This is a genomic window from Novosphingobium sp. AP12 (genome assembly GCF_000281975.1).
Classification (GTDB): domain Bacteria; phylum Pseudomonadota; class Alphaproteobacteria; order Sphingomonadales; family Sphingomonadaceae; genus Novosphingobium.
In genome coordinates this window covers 37,841-58,502 of the sequence record NZ_AKKE01000172.1, presented here as the reverse complement: position 1 = coordinate 58,502, position 20,662 = coordinate 37,841, and the positions used below count along the sequence as shown (strand labels likewise).

General features: G+C 68.9%; 17 protein-coding genes. 10 read left to right on the top strand and 7 right to left on the bottom strand.

The window, feature by feature from the left end:
- Positions 1–16: 16 nt before the first annotated feature.
- Positions 17–892 (bottom strand): LOG family protein, encoded by an 876-nt coding sequence (locus tag PMI02_RS24305; RefSeq protein WP_007688019.1) that lies wholly within the window; start codon positions 890–892, stop codon positions 17–19.
- 91 nt (positions 893–983) lie between these two features.
- Between PMI02_RS24305 and PMI02_RS24300 the strand changes: the two genes are divergently transcribed.
- Complete coding sequence (locus PMI02_RS24300; RefSeq protein ID WP_007688018.1) at positions 984–2,060, top strand: LD-carboxypeptidase; 1,077 nt, start codon at positions 984–986, stop codon at positions 2,058–2,060.
- 4 nt (positions 2,061–2,064) lie between these two features.
- Here the strand turns inward: PMI02_RS24300 and PMI02_RS24295 are convergent, their stop codons facing one another.
- Positions 2,065–2,454: a hypothetical protein gene (locus PMI02_RS24295; protein ID WP_007688015.1), complete on the bottom strand. Its 390-nt coding sequence runs from the start codon at positions 2,452–2,454 to the stop codon at positions 2,065–2,067.
- A 324-nt stretch (positions 2,455–2,778) separates the two neighbouring features.
- Here PMI02_RS24295 and PMI02_RS24290 point away from each other — a divergent pair, with 324 nt between their 5' ends.
- The 6 genes from PMI02_RS24290 to PMI02_RS24265 are packed head-to-tail and all read left to right on the top strand — an operon-like array spanning position 2,779 to position 13,353.
- Positions 2,779–3,147: a hypothetical protein gene (locus PMI02_RS24290; RefSeq protein WP_007688014.1), complete on the top strand. Its 369-nt coding sequence runs from the start codon at positions 2,779–2,781 to the stop codon at positions 3,145–3,147.
- Positions 3,147–3,899, top strand: coding sequence for a cellulose synthase operon protein YhjQ/BcsQ (locus PMI02_RS24285; RefSeq protein ID WP_007688012.1), 753 nt, complete (start codon positions 3,147–3,149; stop codon positions 3,897–3,899). Before PMI02_RS24290 ends, PMI02_RS24285 begins: the two co-directional genes overlap by 1 nt.
- A complete protein-coding gene (gene bcsA, locus PMI02_RS24280) occupies positions 3,896–8,344 on the top strand; it encodes a UDP-forming cellulose synthase catalytic subunit (protein WP_007688011.1) in 4,449 nt (1,482 codons plus the stop codon). The genes PMI02_RS24285 and bcsA overlap by 4 nt, the downstream gene beginning before the upstream one ends.
- On the top strand, positions 8,341–11,871 hold the full coding sequence (locus PMI02_RS24275) for a cellulose biosynthesis protein BcsC (RefSeq protein WP_007688010.1): 3,531 nt from the start codon (positions 8,341–8,343) through the stop codon (positions 11,869–11,871). Before bcsA ends, PMI02_RS24275 begins: the two co-directional genes overlap by 4 nt.
- Positions 11,868–12,329 (top strand): hypothetical protein, encoded by a 462-nt coding sequence (locus PMI02_RS24270; protein ID WP_007688009.1) that lies wholly within the window; start codon positions 11,868–11,870, stop codon positions 12,327–12,329. The genes PMI02_RS24275 and PMI02_RS24270 overlap by 4 nt, the downstream gene beginning before the upstream one ends.
- The gene (locus PMI02_RS24265; protein ID WP_007688008.1) at positions 12,319–13,353 is read left to right on the top strand and encodes a glycosyl hydrolase family 8; all 1,035 of its coding nucleotides are present in this window, start codon (positions 12,319–12,321) and stop codon (positions 13,351–13,353) included. The genes PMI02_RS24270 and PMI02_RS24265 overlap by 11 nt, the downstream gene beginning before the upstream one ends.
- Before the next feature lie 40 nt (positions 13,354–13,393).
- Here PMI02_RS24265 and PMI02_RS24260 read toward each other — a convergent pair whose 3' ends face one another.
- Together PMI02_RS24260 and PMI02_RS24255 are read right to left on the bottom strand one after the other, a co-directional pair.
- Positions 13,394–14,650 carry an MFS transporter gene (locus tag PMI02_RS24260; RefSeq protein WP_036505335.1) on the bottom strand — a complete coding sequence of 419 codons (1,257 nt, stop codon included), beginning with the start codon at positions 14,648–14,650 and terminating at the stop codon, positions 13,394–13,396.
- A 112-nt stretch (positions 14,651–14,762) separates the two neighbouring features.
- The gene (locus PMI02_RS24255) at positions 14,763–15,494 is read right to left on the bottom strand and encodes a tRNA (guanosine(46)-N(7))-methyltransferase TrmB (RefSeq protein WP_036505333.1); all 732 of its coding nucleotides are present in this window, start codon (positions 15,492–15,494) and stop codon (positions 14,763–14,765) included.
- Positions 15,495–15,631: 137 nt separating this feature from the next.
- Here PMI02_RS24255 and PMI02_RS24250 point away from each other — a divergent pair, with 137 nt between their 5' ends.
- Both PMI02_RS24250 and PMI02_RS24245 read left to right on the top strand, forming a co-directional pair.
- Positions 15,632–15,988 carry a CidA/LrgA family protein gene (locus tag PMI02_RS24250; RefSeq protein WP_007688005.1) on the top strand — a complete coding sequence of 119 codons (357 nt, stop codon included), beginning with the start codon at positions 15,632–15,634 and terminating at the stop codon, positions 15,986–15,988.
- An 11-nt stretch (positions 15,989–15,999) separates the two neighbouring features.
- Positions 16,000–16,683, top strand: coding sequence for an LrgB family protein (locus PMI02_RS24245; RefSeq protein ID WP_007688004.1), 684 nt, complete (start codon positions 16,000–16,002; stop codon positions 16,681–16,683).
- Positions 16,684–16,762: 79 nt separating this feature from the next.
- On the opposite strand, the gene ctrA is transcribed toward PMI02_RS24245, so the two are convergent.
- The 3 genes from ctrA to PMI02_RS24230 form a co-directional block, all read right to left on the bottom strand.
- Positions 16,763–17,458, bottom strand: coding sequence for a response regulator transcription factor CtrA (gene ctrA / locus PMI02_RS24240; RefSeq protein WP_007688003.1), 696 nt, complete (start codon positions 17,456–17,458; stop codon positions 16,763–16,765).
- Positions 17,459–17,734: 276 nt separating this feature from the next.
- Complete coding sequence (locus tag PMI02_RS24235) at positions 17,735–19,102, bottom strand: putative O-glycosylation ligase, exosortase A system-associated (protein ID WP_007688002.1); 1,368 nt, start codon at positions 19,100–19,102, stop codon at positions 17,735–17,737.
- Positions 19,095–19,310, bottom strand: a complete 216-nt coding sequence (locus tag PMI02_RS24230) for a hypothetical protein (protein WP_007688001.1) — start codon at positions 19,308–19,310, stop codon at positions 19,095–19,097. The genes PMI02_RS24235 and PMI02_RS24230 overlap by 8 nt, the downstream gene beginning before the upstream one ends.
- Positions 19,311–19,376: 66 nt before the next feature.
- On the opposite strand from PMI02_RS24230, the gene PMI02_RS24225 reads away from it, so the two are divergent.
- Complete coding sequence (locus PMI02_RS24225) at positions 19,377–20,624, top strand: TIGR04063 family PEP-CTERM/XrtA system glycosyltransferase (protein WP_007688000.1); 1,248 nt, start codon at positions 19,377–19,379, stop codon at positions 20,622–20,624.
- The last annotated feature ends 38 nt before the right edge of the window (positions 20,625–20,662 follow it).

Below are 20,662 nucleotides of genomic sequence, written 5' to 3'. Positions count from 1 at the left end.
GCGGTCCGCTCCGGTCCTAGCCGCAGTCGAGGCCGTAGAACTTGCTGATGTGCTCCCAGCCTTCTTCGGCGGTTTCGCACCAGCGGAACAGGTCGAGATCGGCCGGGTTGATCGTGCCTTCCTCGGCCAAAGCCTCGAAGTCGATCACCCGCTCCCAGAACTCGCGGCCGTAGAGCAGGATCGGGATCGGCTTCATCTTGCCGGTCTGGATCAGCGTCAGCAGTTCGAAGAACTCGTCGAAAGTGCCGAAGCCGCCAGGGAACACCGCCACCGCGCGGGCGCGCAGCAGGAAGTGCATCTTGCGCAGCGCGAAGTAGTGGAACTGGAACGAGAGGCGCGGCGTCACGAAGCGGTTGGGCGCCTGCTCATGTGGCAGCACGATGTTGAGGCCCAGCGATTCGGCGCCGACGTCCGCCGCGCCGCGGTTGGCCGCCTCCATGATCGAGGGACCGCCGCCCGAGCAGACCACGAACTGGCGCATGCCCTTCTCGACGATCGCGCAGCTGCTGGCGAGGCGGGCGAGCTTGCGTGCCTCGTCGTAGTACTTGGCCTTGTCGGCCAGCCGCCCGGCGACCTTCTTCTGATAGTCGGTGGCAGCGGCCTGGACCAGCGCCTCGGCCTTGTCCGGCGAGGGGATGCGCGCGGAGCCGTACATCACCAGGGTGGAGCCGATGTTGGCTTCCTCGAGCAGCATCTCGGGCTTGAGCAGCTCGAGCTGGAAGCGCACCGGGCGCAGTTCGTCGCGCAGCAGGAAGTCGGTGTCGCGGAAGGCGAGCTGGTAAGCGGGATGCTCGGTCTGGATCGTGTCGGGCTGCTGTTCGGCGAAACCGGCCTCCTGCTCCGCCTTGTAGAAACGGCGCTTGGTGAGGTCTTTGTCTTCTTGTTCGGTCATTGGAACTCCATGGCCCGGCACGACCCGCGCGTCCGGCAGAGATGAATCGCGCCCGGTTGCGCTGATGCGCACAGGCTATAGGCTGACGGGAATGACTATCGGGAAGTCCACCACCAGAGCCGTTGCGCGCAGGCGCGCACTTGCAGAGATCGGCGGCGGGCTTTGCGCGCTGACCGGCATCGGGGCCTTCGCACGCGCGGCGCCGGCGCCGGTTCAAGCGAATATGGTCCGCCCACCCCGCCTGCGCAATGGCGACGTGCTCGGTCTGGTTGCGCCGGCGGGCTTCGTCGCCGACCGCTTCGGGCTCGACGAGATCGCCGCCACCGTGCGCGCCATGGGACTGGAGCCGCGCTTCGCCCCGCACCTGACCGCGCGCGAGGGCTACCTGGCCGGCTCAGACGAGGTGCGCGCCCGCGACCTCATGGCGATGTTCGCCGACGACGGTGTCCGGGGCCTGATGGCCGTGCGCGGCGGCTACGGATCGGCGCGGCTGCTGCCCTATCTCGACTTCGCGGCGATTGCCCGCAGGCCCAAGCTGTTCGCGGGCTTCAGTGACAATACCGCGCTGTGCCTGGCTTTGGCGAAGGCCGGGGTGGTCTCGATCCACGGACCCAACGCCTCCGCCTCGTGGCCGCCGGCGGCGTGGGAGGCATTCCGGCAGGTCGCGTTCGAGGGGGCCACGCCAACCTACTCGGTCGCCGCCTATACCGGGGCGAACCTTGGCGGGCGGGGGTCGGCAGTGAAGACCTTCCACGGCGGCAAGGCGCGCGGGCGGCTGCTGGGCGGCAACCTCTCGGTGCTGAGCGCTCTGGTGGGAACGCCGTGGCTCCCGGACTTCGAAGGCGCGATCCTGTTCGTCGAGGAAACCAACGAGTCCGAGTACCGGATCGACCGGATGCTGACCCAGCTCGCGCAGGCTGGCGTTCTGGGCAAGCTGGCCGGAGTGGTCTTCGGGCAATGCACCCACTGCGAGAACCCGGAGGGCGGCTTCTCCAACTTCACCGTCTACGAAGTGCTCGACCGGCGTTTCGCAGGTCTGGGAGTCCCCGCGTTCCAAGGCGCGATGATCGGTCACATCGCGGGCCAGGTCAGCATCCCGGTGGGCGCCATGGCCGAGATCGATGCCGACGCCGGCACGATCCGCCTGCTGGAACCCGCGGTATCGTGAGCCGTCAGGTTGCAAGCTTCTCCCCGCTGAGGCCATAGCGGGCGACCAGCTCGGCGAACAGCGGACCCGCCAGCGGCTCGACGAACTCCAGCCCCGCGCAGTGCTCGTTGGCCCAGGCGACGAATGCCAGCGAGGGACGACAGCCGGGCAGCGAGAGGGTAACCATCTCGTCCACCTCCAGCGCGCCCACGCCTTCCACCCGCGCGCCGAAGCGGGTGAGGTCCTTGAGCATGACGGTGGTGCTGGTGATGTCGCGCCGGAAACGCGCCATCATCTCCACCTGCTCGCGGTGGGTAAGGCGCTCGCCCGTCGTGGCCAGGCCGCCCGTCTGCGCGACCTCGACGGACGCCTGTGAAGACGCCCGTTCCTGCGGCTGAGGCGAAGGTTCAATCATGCCGCGAATCCTTCGTCGGTATTAACCGGTTCCATTGAGCAAGGGTTTTACGCGGCCATTCCTTGCCGCTCCGCCCAGCAATGCTTTCCGTATTTCACCTGATTCGCAGGTTTCGACCTGTTATTTGACGGTTACATCGTGTGACAAATATGCAAAGGATTGCACGCTTCACCATCGCGCCAAGCCGCCGCGGTGGCGGAAATCCGCCGAATTGGTGGATTTTCAGCACTCGCGCGGGCCTTCAATCGGCGAGCCGTTTTTGTGTCGGCAATGCTTTCTTAACCATTGTTTGTGCACAAAATACGTGTTGATACGGGGGTTCCTATGCGCATCGATGCCCGAAATCTGCTCGACCGACTTGGCAGGAATGATTTTGCCTACAAGGAATTCGAGGACCGCTTTACCGAGCTCGAGCTGTGGCCGATCCTCGAGGCTCTGTTGCGCGATCCGCGCATGCAGGCGATCGACCAGGCCGAGGCCGCGCAGCTCGAAGCCGCCGCTGCCGACCTGGCGGCGCCGGTCGAGACGGCGATGACCGGCCCCGCCGCCGCCGAACCGCTCAGCGCACTGTTCAGCCGCTACGGGGGTGAGCCTGTCGCCGCCCCGGCGCCCGTCGACCGGCGCACCGCGCCGCAGGACGTGCGAGCCATGCTGCGCCACTTGTCCGATCTCGGCTCGCGGGGAGAAATCTGATGGCCGTCATCGTCTGCCACGGGCTCAAGGGCGGAGCCGGCATCACCTTCACGTCGGCGCACATCGCCATGGCCCTGTCCGAGGCCGGAGCCGAAGTCACCGTGCTGACCGTCGCCCCGCGCGACAGCATGCCGCTCCACTTCGGCCTGCAACCCTCGATCACGCTGCCTTCGCTGTTCGCGCCCGCCGAGGACGCCGTCCTCGCCAGCGGGATCAACCTGCGCAGCCACGTCAGGGCGGTCGACGATCCCGACTTCGTGCCCACCCTGCTCGACCTCGGCTATCTCGAGGCCGGAGCCGACCGGGTCATGGTGATCGACGTTCCCGCCCACGAATTCGCCTTCGCCCGCCGCATCATTCCCCACGCCAGCGCCAACCTGTGCGTGCTCAACGCCGCTCCCGACACCCTGGCACTGCTTCCCCAGGCGCTGGGCGAGGCCAGCCCCGAGAACATCGCGCGCACCACCTTCGCGATCAACGCGCTGGACGAGACGCGCCGCCTCTCGCGCCACGCCTCCGCCTTCATCCGCGAACTGGTGGGCCCGCGCCTGCTCGGCCGCATCCGCCTCGACGAGGCCGTGCCCGAGGCGATGGCCATGCTCCAGCCGCTCGAGCGCTACGCCCCCTCCAGCGCCGCGCTCAGCGACGTGCGCGCCATCGGCGCCGCCCTCGTCCCCGCGCTCGAGACGCCGGGCCGCCCCTGGGTGGCGCGCGGGCAGCAGAGCGCGCCTTCGACGAGCCGCGCCGCATGATCGCCAACCTCACCTCGACCAAGGCCTTCCGCTACGCGGCGATCGTGCCCATCGTTCTGATCGCCGCGCTGGTGATCGGCGTGCCGCTGGACGGCAAGGCACAGTGGGTCTGCGCCGGGGTGACCATGGTGGGCGCGCTCGTGCTCAAGCGCTGGAAGGGCCGCAAGGGCGCCCTCGCGCTCGGCGTCCTCGCGATCCTGGTGTCGACCCGCTACATCTTCTGGCGCACCACCCAGACGCTCTCGTTCGGCACCTTGCCCGAGTTCGCGTTCGGGGGCGGGCTCTACCTGGCCGAGCTCTACGCCTGGGTCATCCTCATGCTCGGCTTCCTCCAGACCAGCTGGCCGCTCGAGCGCCCGGTCATCGAGCCCGAGGGCACGCCCGACACCTGGCCCACCGTCGACATCTACATCCCGACCTACAACGAGAGCCTCGAGATCGTGCGCAACACGGTCTTCGCCGCGCAGGACCTTGACTACCCGGTCGACCGCTACCGGGTGTTCATCCTCGACGACGGCAAGCGCGCGGAATTCCGCGCCTTCGCCAAAGAGGCGGGCTGCGGCTACATCACCCGCGACAACAACCTGCACGCCAAGGCGGGCAACCTCAACGCGGCGATGAAGAAGACCGACGGCGAGCTGATCGCCATCTTCGACTGCGACCACGTGCCGACCCGCGCCTTCCTCCAGCTCAGCGTCGGCTGGTTCCAGCAGGACGCGCGCCTGGCCCTGATCCAGACCCCGCACCACATGTATTCGCCCGATCCGGTGCAGCGTAACCTCGCTTCCACCATGGGCGACATGGCGGGCGAGGGCGACCTGTTCTACGGCGCCGTCCAGGGCGGCAACGACCTGTGGAACGCCACCTTCTTCTGCGGTTCCTGCGCGATCATCCGCCGCGAGGCGCTGATGGAGACCAACGGCTTCGCGGGCGAGACCGTGACCGAGGACGCCCACACCGCGCTCAAGCTGCAGCGCACCGGCTGGAACACCGCCTACATCAGCGCGCGCCTGTCCGCCGGCCTCGCCACCGAGCGCCTCGTCCTCCACGTCGGCCAGCGCATCCGCTGGGCGCGCGGCATGACGCAGATCCTGCGCATCGATAATCCGCTCAGGGGCCGCGGCCTGACCTGGCAGCAGCGCCTCTGCTACCTGAACGCGATGCTGCACTTCCAGTACCCGCTGCCGCGCATCGTGTTCCTGACCAGCCCGCTCGCCTATCTGATCTTCGGCCAGAACATCATCCAGGCCTCGGCCTCGCTGATCTTCGCCTATGCCATGCCGCACCTTTACTGCTCGGCCGTGGCCAACGAGCGCACGCAGGGCTCCGACCGCCCGCCGTTCTGGGGCGAGGTCTACGAGACGATCCTGTGCTTCCACCTCGTCAAGCCCACGGTCATGACCTGGTTCCAGCCGCGCAAGGGCAAGTTCAACGTGACCGACAAGGGCTCGCTGCTCGACAAGACCTACTTCGACTGGGGGATCGTCAAGCCGCACATCATCTGCATCGCGCTCGTCATCTTCGGGATCGCGCTGTCGGTCGTGAAATGGGCGTTCTTCCCTTACCTGTTCAACATCCAGACCGACACGCTGGTGCTGAACGTCGCCTGGGCCACCTTCAGCCTCATCATCCTGCTGGCCGCCGTCTCGGTCGCCCGCGAGACGAAGCAGGCGCGCGTCGACATCCGCATCCCGGTCGACCTGCCGGTCTCCGCGTACCTGACCTCGGGCCACGTGGTGCCCGCGCGCACGATCGACATCTCGATGGGCGGCGCCGCCCTGGCGCTCCCCGCCGAACTGCCGACCAAGGACCGCACCGTGCGCCACATCACCCTGGCAATGGGTGACGAGGTCCTGTCGATCCCGGTGGAGACGATGCGCACCAGCGGCGAAAATTCCTACGTGCGCTTCGAGAAGCTCGACATTCTCGCCGGCCGCCACCTCGTGCGCGCTGTCATGGGCCGCGCCGATGCGTGGCAGGCCGCCGGCCCTCGCAAGTCGGTTTCCGGCCTGCGCTCCCTTGCAGATATCATCCGGGTGGACATGGTGACGCTGAAGCGCATGCTGGGACTGAACTTCGCCGAACGCCGCGTGATGCGAAAGGTCGACGCCGCCCGCAAGGCCGCTGCCGAGGCGCAGGCAAAGGAGGCGGCCAAGGAAGCCGCGAAGGACGGCAAGTCCTGGGCCCCGACCGCCAAGGCCGCCGCGCTGGCCGCCGCCGTCGTGATCGGCGCCGCCGGGCTGATCCTGGGCACCGCCGAAGTCCACGCCCAGCCGGCCCGCGAAGCTGCCGCGCCCGCTGCAGCCACCGCCCCCCCCTCGGGCGGCGTGGCCGAGCGCCTGACGCTCAAGGACCTGCGCATTTCCCGCCCGATCCGCCTGCAGGGCACGCGCGGCGAGATCGGCATTCCCTTCGGCATGCGCCAGGACCGCGTCGTCACCGGCGCCGTGCTGCGCCTGCAGCTGGCCTGGTCGCCCTCGATGCTCGACGACCTCAGCCAGATGGTCGTGATCGTCAACGGCGAGGTCGTCCAGACCATCCGCCTGACCCGCGCCATGGCGGCCGGACAGGTCGTCGACGTGCCCGTCAACCCGGCGCTGTTCCTGCCCGGAGACAACCAAGTCAACCTGCGCCTGATCGGCCACTACGCCCGCGACTGCGAGGACCCGTTCCACTCCGCGCTCTGGGCGAACATCAGCAACACGCGCTCGTGGTTCGACTTCAACTATCAGCCGTTGCCCTACGGCCCGGACCTCGCACGCCTGCCGCTGCCCTTCTTCGACAAGGGCCAGAACGTGCCGCTGCGCATGCCCTTCGTCTTCGCCGGCCAGCCGCGCGCGGGTGAACTGCAGGCCGCCGCCGCGACCGCCAGCTGGCTCGGCTCGCTGGCCAGCTACCGCGGCTTCTCGTTCAAGCCGGTCGTCGGCCAGATCCCGCGCGGCAACGCCATCGTCTTCCTGAAGGGCGGACAGTCGATCCCGGGCCTCAACATCCCCGGCCCCTCGGGCGCCTCGGCCGCCGCCGTGCGCAACCCGAACGACCCCAACGGCACCCTGCTCGTCATCATGGGCCGCAACGACGAGGAACTGCGGACCGCCGCAGCCGCCGTCGCGCTCGGGCGCGGTGTGTTCGGCGGTCAGCGCATGTCCTTCGACGGCGTTCGCATCCCCGCCTGGCCGCGCTACGGCGCGCTGCGCTGGCTCTCGACCGAGAAGGCGGTCCAGCTCGGCTCGATCATGGAGCCGTACCAGATGCAGGGCATGGGCCTGCCGCCCGGCCCGCTCTCGACCCAGTTCCGCGTCTCGCCCGACCTGTTCTTCTGGCCGCGCGAGGGCGGCAAGCTCAACCTGACCTACCGCTACCCGATCGCGCAGTGGCTGGACCGCCGCGCGTCGCGCCTCGATGTCTCGATCAACGGCCAGTACCTCAAGACCCTGCCGCTCGGCGCCAAGTGGTGGAGCGGCCTGTTCAGTGCGACGGGCGCCAAGAGCTACGATTCGGACGCCTCGGTGATCCTCCCTCGCTACAACCTGTTCGGCCAGAACGAGTTGACGATGGACTACAACCTGATCATCGCCGACAAGAAGAAGTGCACCGGCACCCTGCCTGAGAACGTGCGCGTCTCGATCGACCCGACCAGCACGATCGACCTCACCAGCGCCTATCACGCGATCATGATGCCCGACCTCGCGACTTTCGCGGGCGCCGGCTTCCCCTTCACCGCGAGCCCCGACCTCGCGCAGACCACCGTGGTCGTCGCCGAGAACCCGTCGATGGCTTCGGTCGAAGCATTCCTGACGCTGATGGGCCGCTTCGGCGACTCCACCGGTGTGCCGGTGACGGCAGTGACGGTCACCTCCACGATCGACGCCGACCAGCTTTCCACGCAGGACGTGCTCGTCGTCGGCGGCACCGGCCTTGCGGGCGCGGACATGTTCGCCAACGCCCCCGTGCGCTGGGAGAACGGCCGCCTGCGCGTCGCCGAGCGCTCGCCGCTGCAGTACGTGACCTCGCTGTTCGGCGGCACCCAGGAGGACGACCCGATGGCCGCCGCCCCGCTCGTCTACGACGCGCGCGGCTTCTCGGGCATCATCAGCTTCCGCTCGCCCTATGCCTCCGACCGCACGGTCGTGGCGCTGCTGGCGGACGACGGCGGCGCGCTGCCCGACCTCGTGAACGGCCTCGCCGACACCAAGGTCAACGCCTCGGTGCAGGGCGACCTCGCCGTCACCCGCGGCGACGGCATGACCAGCTTCGAGATCACCGAGCGCTACTGGGTCGGATCGCTTCCGATCTGGATGAAGGTCGCGTACTGGACGAGCCAGCGCCCGATGCTGCTGGGCCTGTTCACCCTCGTGCTGGCAGCGATACTCGCCGGTCCGGCCTACCTCTACTTCCGCCGTCAGGCACAACGCCGCCTGGGCCGCAAGGACGACCACGCATGAGCAGTCCCTCCACCCTGAAGCGCCCCGGCAAGCTGGGCCTGGCCCTGTTGCTCTCGACGACCGCCACGGGCCTCGTGGCCACGGCGCTGCCGGTCAGCGCGCAGGCGCAAGGCGCGGGCGTGGAAGCCCTGGTCAAGCAGGCCCAATACTGGCGCTCGAAGGGCCGCGAGGATCTCGCCCAGCAGGCGCTGCGCCGCGCCCGCGCGCTCGATCCCAACCATCCGGCGCTGAAGAGCGCGGCGGCCCCTGCGCCGGCCCCGAAGGCCGCGCCCAAGCCTGCCCCGAAGCCCGTCGCGGCAAAGCCCGCTCCGGCGCCGACGCCCGCCCGCGTCGCGGTCGCTTCGCCGCGGCCCGCGGCGGCCAAGCCCGCCGCCCCCGCGCCGGTCTCGGCCTCCGACCGCGCCGGCCGCGCCCGCGTTTCCGGCTTCGACGCGCTGAACGACGGCAACCTCGCTTCCGCCGCCTCGCAGTTCCAGCGCGCGCTCGCCGTCAACCGCCGCGATGCCGACGCGCTCGGCGGCCTGGGCCTCGTGCGCCTGCGCGAAGGGCAGTTCGCCGAAGCCGCCAGCCTGCTCGAGCAGGCATCGCAGGCCGGCAAGGCCAGCCAGTGGGCCGAGGGACTCGCCTCCGCGCGCTTCTTCGCCGGAGCCGACGAAACCCGGAACCTGGTGGCCCAGAACCGCCTCGCCGATGCGCAGGTCAAGGCCGAGGCGCTCGTCCGCTCCGGCTACAAGGAGCCCGGCCCGGCGCTCGAACTGCTCGCCGACATCTACGAACGGCAGGGCCGCTACGCCGACGCCGCCGACCTCTACCGCCAGGCCGGCAGCGCCGGGGGCGGCAGCGCGGCGGACGACAAGCGCCTCCAGCTGCGCGCCACGCGCGGCCGCGCCCTCGCCGCCGCCGAGCGCGGCGACGACCTCGGCGCTACCCGCGAATTCCAGAGCGGCCTCGTCCTCGATCCGAGCGACCCCTGGATCCGCTACGAGTTCGCCCAGTTCCAGATCGAGCGCGGCCGCGTGCCCGAGGCGGAATCGCTGATCCGCTCGCTGGCGTCGAGCGGCCAGCCCGATTCGATCTACGCCGCCGCCCTCCTCAACAACGACCTCGGCCGCGCCGCCGAGGCCGATCGCCTGATCTCGATGATCCCCGAAGCGCAGCGCACCGCGCCGATGCGCAACCTGGCAATCAGCGTGAAGACCGATTCCGCCATCGCCCGCGCCCGCGCCATGGCGGCGAGCGGCCAGCAGGCGCAGGCGATCTCCGCGATGCGCCAGCTAGGCTCGATGGCCTCGGTCCCGGCCGGAAAGCAGGCCGCCGTCGCCAACGCCCTGTTCGACATGGGCGACACGCAGGGCGCCTCGCAAGTCGCCGAAGCGGCGATGAACGGCCGCATCGACACCGTCGACGACTACGAAGGCCTCATCGGCGTGCTCGCCCGCACCGGCCGCGACGACCTCGCCCAGCTGGCACTCCAGCGCGCGGGGCAGCTGGCGGGCACCTCGCCCGAGGGCCAGCGCGCCTATGCCCGGATCAGCGCCGGGCTCATGGTCAGCCAGGCCGACGCCGCGCGTACGGGCGGCCGCTATGCCGAAAGCTTCGACATCCTCCAGCAGGCTTACTCCGCCGCGCCGGACAACACCGAAATCCTCTCCGGGCTCGCCCGCCTCTACCAGACCGGCGGCATGCCCGCGAAGGCGGCGCAGAGCTACCAGCTCGTGCTGGCCCGCAAGCCCGGCGACAAGGACGCGCTGCTCGGCCTAGCCGACACCGCGCAGGCGGCAGGCGACAGCGACCTTTCCAAGCAGGCCCAGCGCCAGGTCCTCCAGTCCTACGGGCAGGACTACCGCGTCCACATGGCCCTCGCCAACGTCGAGCGCGCCCGCGGCAACGACCGCGCGGCGGTGAGCATGCTGAAGGAAGCGCGCGAACTCTACGCCCGCCAGAACGGGGCCGGCATGGCGATGGGCGGCAATCCCTTCGCCAACGCGACCGTGCAGGGCGGGGCCAACCCGTTCCGCAATCAAGCGCCTGCCGCCCCCGCGCAGGTCAATCCCTTCGCGCTCGGCGGCGGCACCCGCCTGCCCGCAGCTTATCCGCAGGCCGCCCCGACCTCGGGCTTCGGCTACGCGGCGCCGCAGGCGAGCTACGCCGCGCCTGCCCCCGCCCTCGCCGCAGCCCCCCTCCCCGGCGCGCAGAGCGGTTTCGGCGGCTATGGTGCCCAGCAGCAGACCTCGTTCTCGGCGCCCGACCGCTATGCCTCGCCCACCAGCATCGCCGCGGCCGCGCCCCCGCCGGCGCAGGTCGGGTTCCCGGTGAGCGGCGGCGGCTACGCCCCGCAGGTCCCGGTCGCCTATGCCGGCGATCCGGTGATGACGCAGATCCAGACCGAGATCGATAGCCTCGCCCACGACAGCGGCCCCCGCGTCGACGTGCAGACCGCCTACCGTTCCCGCTCGGGCGAAGAGGGCCTCTCGCAGCTCGACGAGATCAAGGGTTCGGCCAAGGTCTCGACCGGCGCGCTCCATGGCCGCGTCTTCGCCAAGGCCGAGGCCGTCGTCGTCGACGCCGGCCGCCCGACCGGCTCGGGCCTCGCGCGCTTCGGCCGCAACGGCACGATCGAGGCGCAGTCGATCGTCGACGCGGTGCCCTCGCCGCTCGTCAACGCCGACAGTCAGCAGGAATCGGGCGTCGCCTTCTCGGTCGGGTACGAGAGCGATGCCGTCCAGGTCGAGGCCGGCACCACGCCCGTCGGCATGGGCAAGACCAAGTTCGCCGGCCGCGCCTCGGTCAGTCCCGAACTGAGCCCGGGCCTGCGCGCCACCGCCTTCGCCGAACAGCGGCCGGTCACCGATTCGGTCGTCTCCTACGCCGGCACCCGCGATCCCGTCACGGGCGAGCGCTGGGGCCAGGTCATGCGCACCGGCGCCGGTATCGGCATGTCCTACGACGAGAACGGCAGCGGCGTGTACGGCGAAGGCCGCTACTACCGCTTCCGCGGCACCAACGTCGCCAAGAACGACGGCTTCGAGGCCAACGTCGGCGGCTACCTGCAGGCCTATCGCGGCGTCCACTCGGCGGTCACCGTGGGCCTCAACGTGAACTACCAGGGCTACGACAAGAGCCAGAACTACTTCACCTTCGGCAACGGCGGCTACTTCAGCCCGCAGAGCTTCATCTCGGTCGGCTTCCCGGTGAACTACACCATGAACGACGAGCGCTGGGACGCAGCCGCCTCGTTCACGCCCGGCTTCCAGAGCTACAAGGAAGACGCAAGCCCGCTCTACCCGACCGACCTGCTCGCGCAGGCCCAGCTCGACGCGCTCAAGGCCCAGAACGACGACGTGCGTTCCGAGTACGACAGCCTGAGCAAGACCGGCTTCGCTCTCTCGGCGCAGGGCTCCCTATATTACAAGCTGACCCCGGGCACCCGCATCGGCGGCGACCTGAGCTATAATACTTTCGGCAGTTACGACGAATTCCGCAGCATGCTCGGCGTCCGCCAGAGCTTCGGGAGCACCAGTAAATGAAGATGCAGGCATTCCCCCAGGCGCGCCAGGGCGCCGGCGACACCGGCGTGGGCGGTCTCGCGCTGATGGCGATCTCGATGGCGGCCGAAGTCTGCGAAGGCGTGCCCGCCGCGCAGGCGCACGGCTTCTTCCTCGCCATCGGCCGCCGCATGGCCGATCTGGAGCCGCTCGAGGGCGTCAACGACGCCTCGGTTCTGGCCGCGCGGATCAACGCGTTCTGGCAGGCGCTCGACTGGGGCGAGATCGAACTCGCACTCGGCAACGAGGCCATCGTCGTGCGCCACCGCGAGCTGCCCACCAAGATTGCCCCGGACCCTCAAGGCCACTGGGCACGGATGCTGCTCGGGGTGCTGGAAGGCGCCTACGACAGCTGGTTCCGCGTGCTCGGCAGCGGCCCGGCGCTGCGCACTACCGCAGAGTGGAAAGGGGACACGCTCGAGCTTCGTCATGGTCGTTGATAAAAGGAAGCTCCTGCCCGCCGTCGATCGCCGCACGTTCTCGCTGGGGATGCTGATGGCCCTCACTGCCGCCTGCAACACCGGCACCAGCCAGGGCCGCACCCAGCAGGCCGTCGATCCGTTCTGGACCCAGTGGCGCGACCGCTTCGTGGCGCCCGAAGGCCGCGTGGTGGATACCGGCAACGGCGGCATCAGCCACAGCGAGGGCCAGAGCTACGGCATGATCCTCGCCCTGCGCGCGGGCGACCGCGACGCTTTCGAGCGCATCGCCAAGTGGACGCAGGACACGCTCGGCCGGCAGGACATGGCGCTGCACTCGTGGCGCTACGACGCGCGCGAGGCGGTACCCGTCTCCGATCCCAACAACGCCACCGACGGCGACCTCGTGATCGCCTGGGCCCTCGCGCTTGCAGGGCAGCGCTGGTCGCAGTCGGCCTGGCTCGACCGCGCCGCGCAGATCCGCGCGGCGATCCACAGCCACTGCGTCGTCTCGCGCTTCGGGCGCCAGCTGCTGCTGCCGGGCATCGTCGGCTTCGACGAGCCGGGACAGATCACGCTCAACCCCTCGTACTTCGTGTGGCCCGCGCTCGACCATTTCGCCAAGCTCGACGGCGCGGGGGCTTGGGGCGGCGTGATCCGCGACTGCGAGGCGATCACCCAGCTCTCGCGCTTCGGCACGCACCACCTGCCCGCCGACTGGATCGAGTTGACCGGCAAGAACGACGTCGCGCCCGCCCCCGCCAAGCCGCCGCGCTTCGGCTACGATGCCATTCGCATTCCGCTCTACGCCGTCGTCGGCGGACGGGCAGGCCTGGTCCAGCCGGTGAGCGAGTGGTGGAAGTCGTGCATCGCGCAGCACCGCCCGATCCCCGCCTGGATCGACGTGGTGACGGGCGAGGAGGCCAACTACGCGCTGTCGAACGGCGGCGCGGCGATCGCCTCGCGGCTCGTGGGCGGTGCGGCGCCGGCGGTGTTGGACAGCGACTACTTCTCCGCCTCGCTGCAGATGCTGGCGCGCCTCTGACCTGATCGCATCGGCCCCGGCTGACCGGAGGGCGATGCGCTCAGTCCTTCACCCGGATCGCGAACAGACCCGCGAGGCTCAGCAGCGCCGCGCCCGAGATGTAGAGCCCCACGAACAGCACGCCGCCGCTGTCGGCCAGCCACTGCGCGATGGCGGGCGCGAAGCCGCCGCCGAAGATGCCGCCGACGTTGAAGGCGATCGAGGCGCCGGTATAGCGCACGCGCGCATCGAACAGGCGGGGCAGCAGCTCGGCGATCGGCCCGTAGACCAGTCCCATCGTGAACAGCGCGAGGCACAGGAACACGCCGATCATCGTCAGCGACCCGGCCGCGAACATCAGTCCCATGATGACGCCGATGACGATCGCGAGGAAGCACCCGACCATCAGCACCCCGCGCGAGGAATGGCGGTCGGCGGCGTACCCTGCGAAAATGATGCCCACCGCCATGAACAGGATCGCAAAAAGCTGGACGCTGAGGAAGGTTTGGCGGTCGTAGCCCAGTGTACCGGTGCCGTAGCCCAGCGCGAAGGTCGTCGCGAGGTAGTAGAGCGCGAAGCAGGCGATCACCGCCAGGGTGCCCACGATCGTCTCGCGCATATGGGTGCGGAACAGCTCGACGATGGGGATGGAGCGGTGGAGGTCCGCTTCGTTCTCGGCCTCGAACACCGGGCTCTCGCTCAGGCGGAAGCGTATCCACAAGCCAAGCCCCACCAGCACGGAGCTGAGCAGGAACGGGATGCGCCAGCCCCAGGCGATGAAGTCCGCCTCGCTCAGCAACGCGCTCAGGATCAGGAACAGGCCGTTGGCGGCGAAGAAGCCGACCGGCGCGCCCAATTGCGGGAACATGCCGAAGCGCGCCTCGTAACCTTTCGGGGCATTCTCCACCGCCAGCAGCGCCGCGCCGCCCCATTCTCCGCCAAGGCCGAGCCCCTGCGCGAAGCGCATCGTGCACAGCAGCAGCGGCGCCAGCCACCCGACCGAGGCGTAAGTCGGCAGCACGCCGATCAGCACCGTCGCGCCCCCCATCAGCAGCAGCGAGGCGACCAGCGTCGATTTGCGCCCCACCCGGTCGCCGAAGTGCCCGAAGAGCGTCGCGCCCACCGGCCGGGCGATGAAGGCAATGGCGAAGCTGGCATAGGCCGCCAGATGCTGCACCGTCGTCGAATCGGAGGGGAAGAACAGCGGCCCGAACACGAGCGCGGCGGCGGTCGCATAGATGTAGAAGTCGTAGAACTCGACGGCGGTGCCGACCAGGCTCGCCGTGAGTACGCGGGCATTCTGGCGGTAGACCTGCATGCCCCCGGCTCCGGCCGTCTTCGTCTGCACCACTTAGCGCCCTCCCTGCGGTCCCTTCGAGTGTCTGTCCTAACCACGGGTCCCGGTGATGGCGAGGGCTTGCGGGCGTCCCTTACCTGCGGCGGTAGCGGAAGTACCAGACCTCGTGGCCGTAGACGGTGCGGGCCTTGTTCTCGTAGCGGGTTTCCGGCCAGCCGCCGGGGCGGACCTGGAAGTCGCCGGGCTTGTCGCAGAGCCACTCGAACTGGTCGGTGTGGCGCTGCATCACCATCAGCGCATGGCGCAGGTAGACCGCATGGTCGGTGCCGAAACGGAACTCGCCGCCGGGCCTGAGCTTGGCGGCGATCATGTTGACCGGCCCCTCGTTCATCATCCGCCGCTTGGCATGGCGCGCCTTGGGCCAAGGGTCCGGGTGGAGGAGGTAGACGAACGACAGCGACCCATCCGGGATGCGCGCGAGCACTTCAAGCGCGTCGCCATGGTGGATGCGCACGTTGCCGATCGGCGGGTGCTCGCCCCCCCTTCCCTCGGGACTCCCGCCGCTGACGTGGAGCAGGGCCTGCGCCACGCCGTTGAGGAACGGTTCGGCGCCGATGAAGCCGTGGTCGGGCAGCATGTCCGCGCGCCCCGCCATGTGCTCGCCGCCGCCGAAGCCGATCTCGAAGTGCAGCGGGCGATCGTCGCCGAACAGCACCTGCGAAGTGATCGGGCCTTCCGCGGGCATCGCGATCTTCGGAAGCAGATCGTCGACCAGCCCCTGCTGTCCGGCGCGCAGGGGCTTGCCCTTGGAGCGGCCGTAGAGGCGGTTGAGCGTGGTCGGATCGCCGGGTTTGTGTGCCGTCATGGCGCGCGCCACTGACATTACCGCGCGCGCGGGTCAATGAATTGGTGGATTTAGGCGGAAGCCCGTAGTTGCGCGGCGCAACTTTGTTAACCTGAAACGGCATTGCCAGAAGGGGTGGCACCCTGCTTTATCCGCCGATGCTCCGCGCCATTCTCCTGCTCCTGTCGTGCCAGCTTGCGGGTGAGGTGATCCACCGACTGACCGGGCTTGCCCTGCCCGGCGCGGTCATCGGCATGGTCCTGCTGGTCGGCTGGCTGGCCCTCGTCCCGCGCGAGCGGCCGGGTCTGGTCGCCGTCTCCGGCTGGCTGACCGCGCACCTCGCGGTGATGTTCGTGCCGGCCGCGGTCGGGCTGGTCGACGAAGGTGCGGTGCTCTCGCGCTACGGGCTGGGGCTGGTGGCGGCGACGGTCGTGTCGACCGTGCTGACGCTGGTGGTGACCGCGTTGGTATTCCGCTGGGCACTGCTCCGATTCGCGCCCGGAGACGAGGCGTGAAGGAAGCCGGCATGCTCGCTGCCCCCTTGCTGTGGCTGACGCTGACGATCGGCGTGTTCGAGCTGTTCGACACCGCCTCGCGCCGCAGCGGGCGGCATCCACTGTTCCATCCCGTCCTGTGGTCGACCCCGGTGCTGATCGGCCTGCTGCTGGCGACCGGCACGCCTTATGCGATCTACAAGGCAGCGACCCTGCCACTGAGCTTCCTGCTCGGCCCGGCGGTAGTCGGCCTCGCCGTGCCGATCTGGGCGGAGCGCGTCCGCATCCGCCGGCTGGCCGTGCCGATCGCGCTGGCGCTCGGCGCCGGGGCCGTGACCTCGATCGTCAGCGCGGTGGGCATCATGGCGCTGCTGGGCGCCCCGCACGACATCCTCGCCTCGATCGCCCCGCGTGCGACGACAACCCCGGTCGCCATGGCGGTGGCGGGGCAACTGGGCGGCATTCCGGCGCTGGCAGCGGTGATCGTGCTGTTCGCGGGCGTGGTCGGCGCGATGATCGCGACGCCGCTGCTCGATGCGCTGCGCCTGCGCGACTACCGCGTACGCGGCTTTGCCCTCGGCGTCGCGGCTCACGGCATCGGCGCGGCGCGGGCGTTCCAGGTGGACCCCGTCGCTGGGGCCATGGCGAGCCTGGGCATGGCCCTCAATGCGGTGGTGACGGCAGCGCTGCTTTCCGTGGTGGCGGCGTTCACCTGACGTCCCCAAAAACAAACGGCCCGCCCCTCGTGAGGGCAGGCCGCCTATCGTCCTGCAAGGGGTGCAGGGTAGGAGGAGATCAGGCCGCTTCGGCAGCCTCGTCCGGATCGCGCAGCACGTAGCCGCGGCCCCAGACGGTCTCGATGTAGTTGGCGCCCCCGCAGGCATGCGCGAGCTTCTTGCGCAGCTTGCAGATGAAGACGTCGATGATCTTCAGCTCGGGCTCGTCCATGCCGCCGTAAAGGTGGTTGAGGAACATTTCCTTGGTCAGCGTGGTGCCCTTGCGCAAGCTGAGCAGTTCCAGCATCGCGTATTCCTTGCCGGTCAGGTGCACGCGGGCGCCATCGACTTCGACGGTCTTGGCGTCGAGGTTGACCACCAGCTTGCCGGTGCGGATGACCGACTGCGAATGGCCCTTCGAACGGCGCACGACGGCGTGGATGCGGGCGATCAGTTCCTCGCGGTGGAACGGCTTGGTGACGTAGTCGTCCGCGCCGAAGCCGAACGAGCGGACCTTGCTGTCCATCTCCGAGATGCCCGACAGGATCAGCACCGGCGTCTGCACCTTGGCGACACGCAGTTTCTTGAGCACGTCGTAGCCGTGCATGTCCGGCAGGTTCAGGTCGAGCAGGATGATGTCGTAATCGTACAGCTTACCCAGATCGAGGCCTTCCTCGCCAAGATCGGTCGAATAGACGTTGAAGCCTTCCGCGGTCAGCATGAGCTCGATAGCCCGGGCCGTGGTCGGTTCATCCTCGATCAGCAGCACTCGCATGGGTCGGTAGTCCCTTCTTGCCCCTAGATGCCCGCTGGCCGCTTTCGCTCGCCGTTTACGGACATTGCCGTGTATTAACCATATGACCAATGATGGTTAAAGGTTAATTTGCCGTAAACACAGGAAAGTCCCCTAGGTGCTTCGTCCGTAACGAAAACCTCGGGTCGCCTGCGCCGTGGCGCGCGATCCGCGCCATTGCAGATGATAACGGCGGGTTCTGGTTAATGTTAAGGATGCCCGGCACAATTTTGCAAACGATTTTGGCGGCAGCGATGCTTAGCCCGCGGAGGCTGTGCGGACCTGCATCGTGCGAGCAGCCTTGCGCGCTGCGGGGGCGGGCGCCGAGATGCGCTTGAGGTAGCTCCACAGGCCGCACTGCAGCCCGATCAGCATCAGGATGAACGGCTGGAAGGCGATCCCGACGAACAGCGAGCCGATCAGGTAGACCACCTGTGCCAGCTGCAGCGCGACCGCGAGCGGGGCCGCCCAGGCTTCATCCGGGCCGGTGCGCTTCCTCCAGCGGCGGCGGATCGCCTCCATCTGGATCAGGCCCGAGACCTGCAGCACCAGCCACAGCGCGAGGCCGGGATAGCCCTGCTCGCCCAGCATCTCGAAGTAGCTGGAGTGGAAGGCGCGGCCTTCCTCGACCACCTTGATACGCGTGACCGTGGCGTTGCCGCCGTCCTTCTGGGTGGAGACGGTGTCGTAGGACACCTTGCTCGACATGTAGACTTCGAAGCCGCCGCCCATCGGGTGGTCCTTCGCGTAGCCCATGGTCCATTTCCAGACGCCCAGGCGGGTGCTGGCGGACTGGTCGGACTGGTGGTCCTCGATCGTGTTCATGCGCGCCAGGAACGACTGAGGCAGGAACGGCGTCGCGATGACGAGCGCCAGCGCCATGCCGCCGGAGATCAGGATGCGGTGCTTCGCGGTCCTGAGATACAGTACGCAGAGGATGCCGAGGCACACGAGGCCGGTGCGCGCCTGCGTCCCCACCGGGATCAGCGCGCAGGCGAAGATCAGCGCGGCGGTGAAGCTCCAGACGCGCCAGTCGGGCGGGAAGATCGTGCCGTATTTCGCCAGCCAGAGCGCCAGAGGGATGATCGCGATCGCCACGCACGACAGGATCGAGCCCTCATAGAGCCCGGTATTGTTCTCCACGAAGATGCGCAGCGCGCCGTAGCCGCCGCCACCCATCGCGGTCTTGATGCCACCGTCGATGATCAGCGCGCTCGCCGAGAGCACCATGGCGAGCGCCACCGCCTCGATTCGCAGGCGGGTGCGCAGGGTGAGCGGCAGGAACATCGCGAAGACCAGCGCCTTCCACACCCAGGCCCACTTTGTCAGCGCCTCGACCGGATAGTCGGCTGTCAGTGTGGTCACGCCGCAATAGAGCAGCAGCGCCCCCAGCAGGCCCTGCCGCCAGGTGAAGCGCGCGTCGCGCTTGTCGTCGAACACCAGCCAGCCGAGGAACGCCGCCGCGAAGGCGATCAGCGAGGTCGGCATCCGGGTGAGGAAGCCCCACGAGATGATCTGCGGCGCGACGATGTCGATATAGAGGTAGCACAGCACCCACAGGAACGGCCGCTTGAAGCCGAGCACGATGAGAGCGACGAAGAATCCGGTGAGCGCGAGATTAAGCATCGGCGCCCGATTCGCTGCCGGGCTCGGGGGACGGTTCGCGGCCCGTCCGCATCACCCGTCTCCCGCCGCGAATCGGAGGCGGCGTGGCTGCGGGCGTCTCCGCCGGCTCGCCGCGCACTTCCATGTCGAGTTCAGGACGCGACAGCAGGCGCCATGCGGCGAGCAGCAGCAGTCCGTGCGACAGGGAAAGGGCGAGGATGTCGACCATGGGGCTGCGCTGGTAGCAAGGCCGGGTTGACGGCGCGTTAAGCGTTCGCAAGCTAGGAAACGCGTCATGACCCGCATTCTCCACGTCCTCGACCACTCGCTGCCGATCCACAGCGGCTACACCTTCCGCACCCGCGCCATCCTCAAGGCACAGGCGGCGCTTGGGCTTGAGGTGCGCAGCGTCACCGGCCCGCGCTACAATGCGGACGAGGGCGAGGTTGAGGAGCACGACGGGCTGATCTTCCACCGCGCCGGCGGGAAATCCGGGAAATCCGGGGTCACCGGACTGCCGGGCCTGCGCGAATGGCGCGAGATCGCCCTGTTCGCCGAAGGGATCGAGCGGGTGGTCCGGGAATGGCGGCCCGACGTGATCCACGCCCATTCCCCGGTCCTCTGCGGTCAGGCTGCGCTGCGCGTGGCGCGGCGGCACGGCATCCCGCTGGTCTACGAGATCCGCGCCTTCTGGGAGGACGCGGCGGTCGGCAACGGCACCGGCACCGAGGGATCGCTTAAGTACCGGCTGACCCGGATGCTCGAAAGCCATGTGGTGCGCTCGGCCGACGCGGTGGTGACGATCTGCGAGGGCCTGCGCCGCGATCTCGCCGCGCGCGGCACGCCCGAATCCAAGATCACCGTCATGCCCAACGGCGTCGACCTCGACCTGTTCGGCACGCCTCCCGCCCCCGACCCCGATTTGGCACGCGAGCTGGGCTTCGGCCCGTCCGACCCGGTGATCGGCTTCATCGGCAGCTTCTACGACTACGAGGGCCTCGACGTGCTGATCGAGGCGATGCCCGCGCTCGTCGCCCGCCAGCCGCAGGCGCGGCTGCTCATGGTCGGCGGTGGCCCTCGCGAGGAGGCGCTGCGAGCTCAGGCGGCTGCGTCACCGGCGGCCGAGGCGATTCGCTTCGTCGGCCGGGTGCCCCACCACGAGGTCGACCGCTACTACGCGCTGTGCGACATCATGGCCTACCCCCGCAAGCGCAGCCGGCTCACCGACCTCGTCACCCCGCTGAAACCGCTGGAGGCGATGGCGCAGGGCAAGCTCGTCGCCGCCAGCGACGTCGGCGGCCACCGCGAACTGGTAACCGACGGCGAGACCGGCGTCCTCTTCGCGCCCGACGACGCGGCGGCCTGCGCCGATGCCCTCGCCCGGCTGCTGGAGCAGCGCGAAGGCTGGGACGCCTACCGCAGCGCCGGGCGCAAGCATGTGGAAACGCGCCATGACTGGGCGTACAATGCCAAGCGTTATCCTCTCGTTTACCAAATGCTGGCACCACAGACCGCTCAAAGCGGGCTCGAAGCCGCCGCCTGACACAGCGGCGTAACGGCAAGACAATACGAGGTAATTCA

Excerpts from the sequence above, each read along its gene's own strand:
- PMI02_RS24285 (WP_007688012.1), top strand. The coding sequence starts at position 3,147 with ATGGCCGTCATCGTCTGCCACGGGCTCAAGGGCGGAGCCGGCATCACC.
- ctrA (WP_007688003.1), bottom strand. The coding sequence starts at position 17,458 with ATGCGAGTGCTGCTGATCGAGGATGAACCGACCACGGCCCGGGCTATC.
- PMI02_RS24295 (WP_007688015.1), bottom strand. The coding sequence starts at position 2,454 with ATGATTGAACCTTCGCCTCAGCCGCAGGAACGGGCGTCTTCACAGGCG.
- PMI02_RS24290 (WP_007688014.1), top strand. The coding sequence starts at position 2,779 with ATGCGCATCGATGCCCGAAATCTGCTCGACCGACTTGGCAGGAATGAT.
- PMI02_RS24245 (WP_007688004.1), top strand. The coding sequence starts at position 16,000 with ATGCTCGCTGCCCCCTTGCTGTGGCTGACGCTGACGATCGGCGTGTTC.
- PMI02_RS24235 (WP_007688002.1), bottom strand. The coding sequence starts at position 19,102 with ATGCTTAATCTCGCGCTCACCGGATTCTTCGTCGCTCTCATCGTGCTC.
- PMI02_RS24270 (WP_007688009.1), top strand. The coding sequence starts at position 11,868 with ATGAAGATGCAGGCATTCCCCCAGGCGCGCCAGGGCGCCGGCGACACC.
- PMI02_RS24230 (WP_007688001.1), bottom strand. The coding sequence starts at position 19,310 with ATGGTCGACATCCTCGCCCTTTCCCTGTCGCACGGACTGCTGCTGCTC.
- PMI02_RS24300 (WP_007688018.1), top strand. The coding sequence starts at position 984 with ATGACTATCGGGAAGTCCACCACCAGAGCCGTTGCGCGCAGGCGCGCA.
- PMI02_RS24260 (WP_036505335.1), bottom strand. The coding sequence starts at position 14,650 with ATGCAGGTCTACCGCCAGAATGCCCGCGTACTCACGGCGAGCCTGGTC.
- bcsA (WP_007688011.1), top strand. The coding sequence starts at position 3,896 with ATGATCGCCAACCTCACCTCGACCAAGGCCTTCCGCTACGCGGCGATC.
- PMI02_RS24275 (WP_007688010.1), top strand. The coding sequence starts at position 8,341 with ATGAGCAGTCCCTCCACCCTGAAGCGCCCCGGCAAGCTGGGCCTGGCC.
- PMI02_RS24250 (WP_007688005.1), top strand. The coding sequence starts at position 15,632 with ATGCTCCGCGCCATTCTCCTGCTCCTGTCGTGCCAGCTTGCGGGTGAG.
- PMI02_RS24255 (WP_036505333.1), bottom strand. The coding sequence starts at position 15,494 with ATGACGGCACACAAACCCGGCGATCCGACCACGCTCAACCGCCTCTAC.
- PMI02_RS24265 (WP_007688008.1), top strand. The coding sequence starts at position 12,319 with ATGGTCGTTGATAAAAGGAAGCTCCTGCCCGCCGTCGATCGCCGCACG.
- PMI02_RS24305 (WP_007688019.1), bottom strand. The coding sequence starts at position 892 with ATGACCGAACAAGAAGACAAAGACCTCACCAAGCGCCGTTTCTACAAG.
- PMI02_RS24225 (WP_007688000.1), top strand. The coding sequence starts at position 19,377 with ATGACCCGCATTCTCCACGTCCTCGACCACTCGCTGCCGATCCACAGC.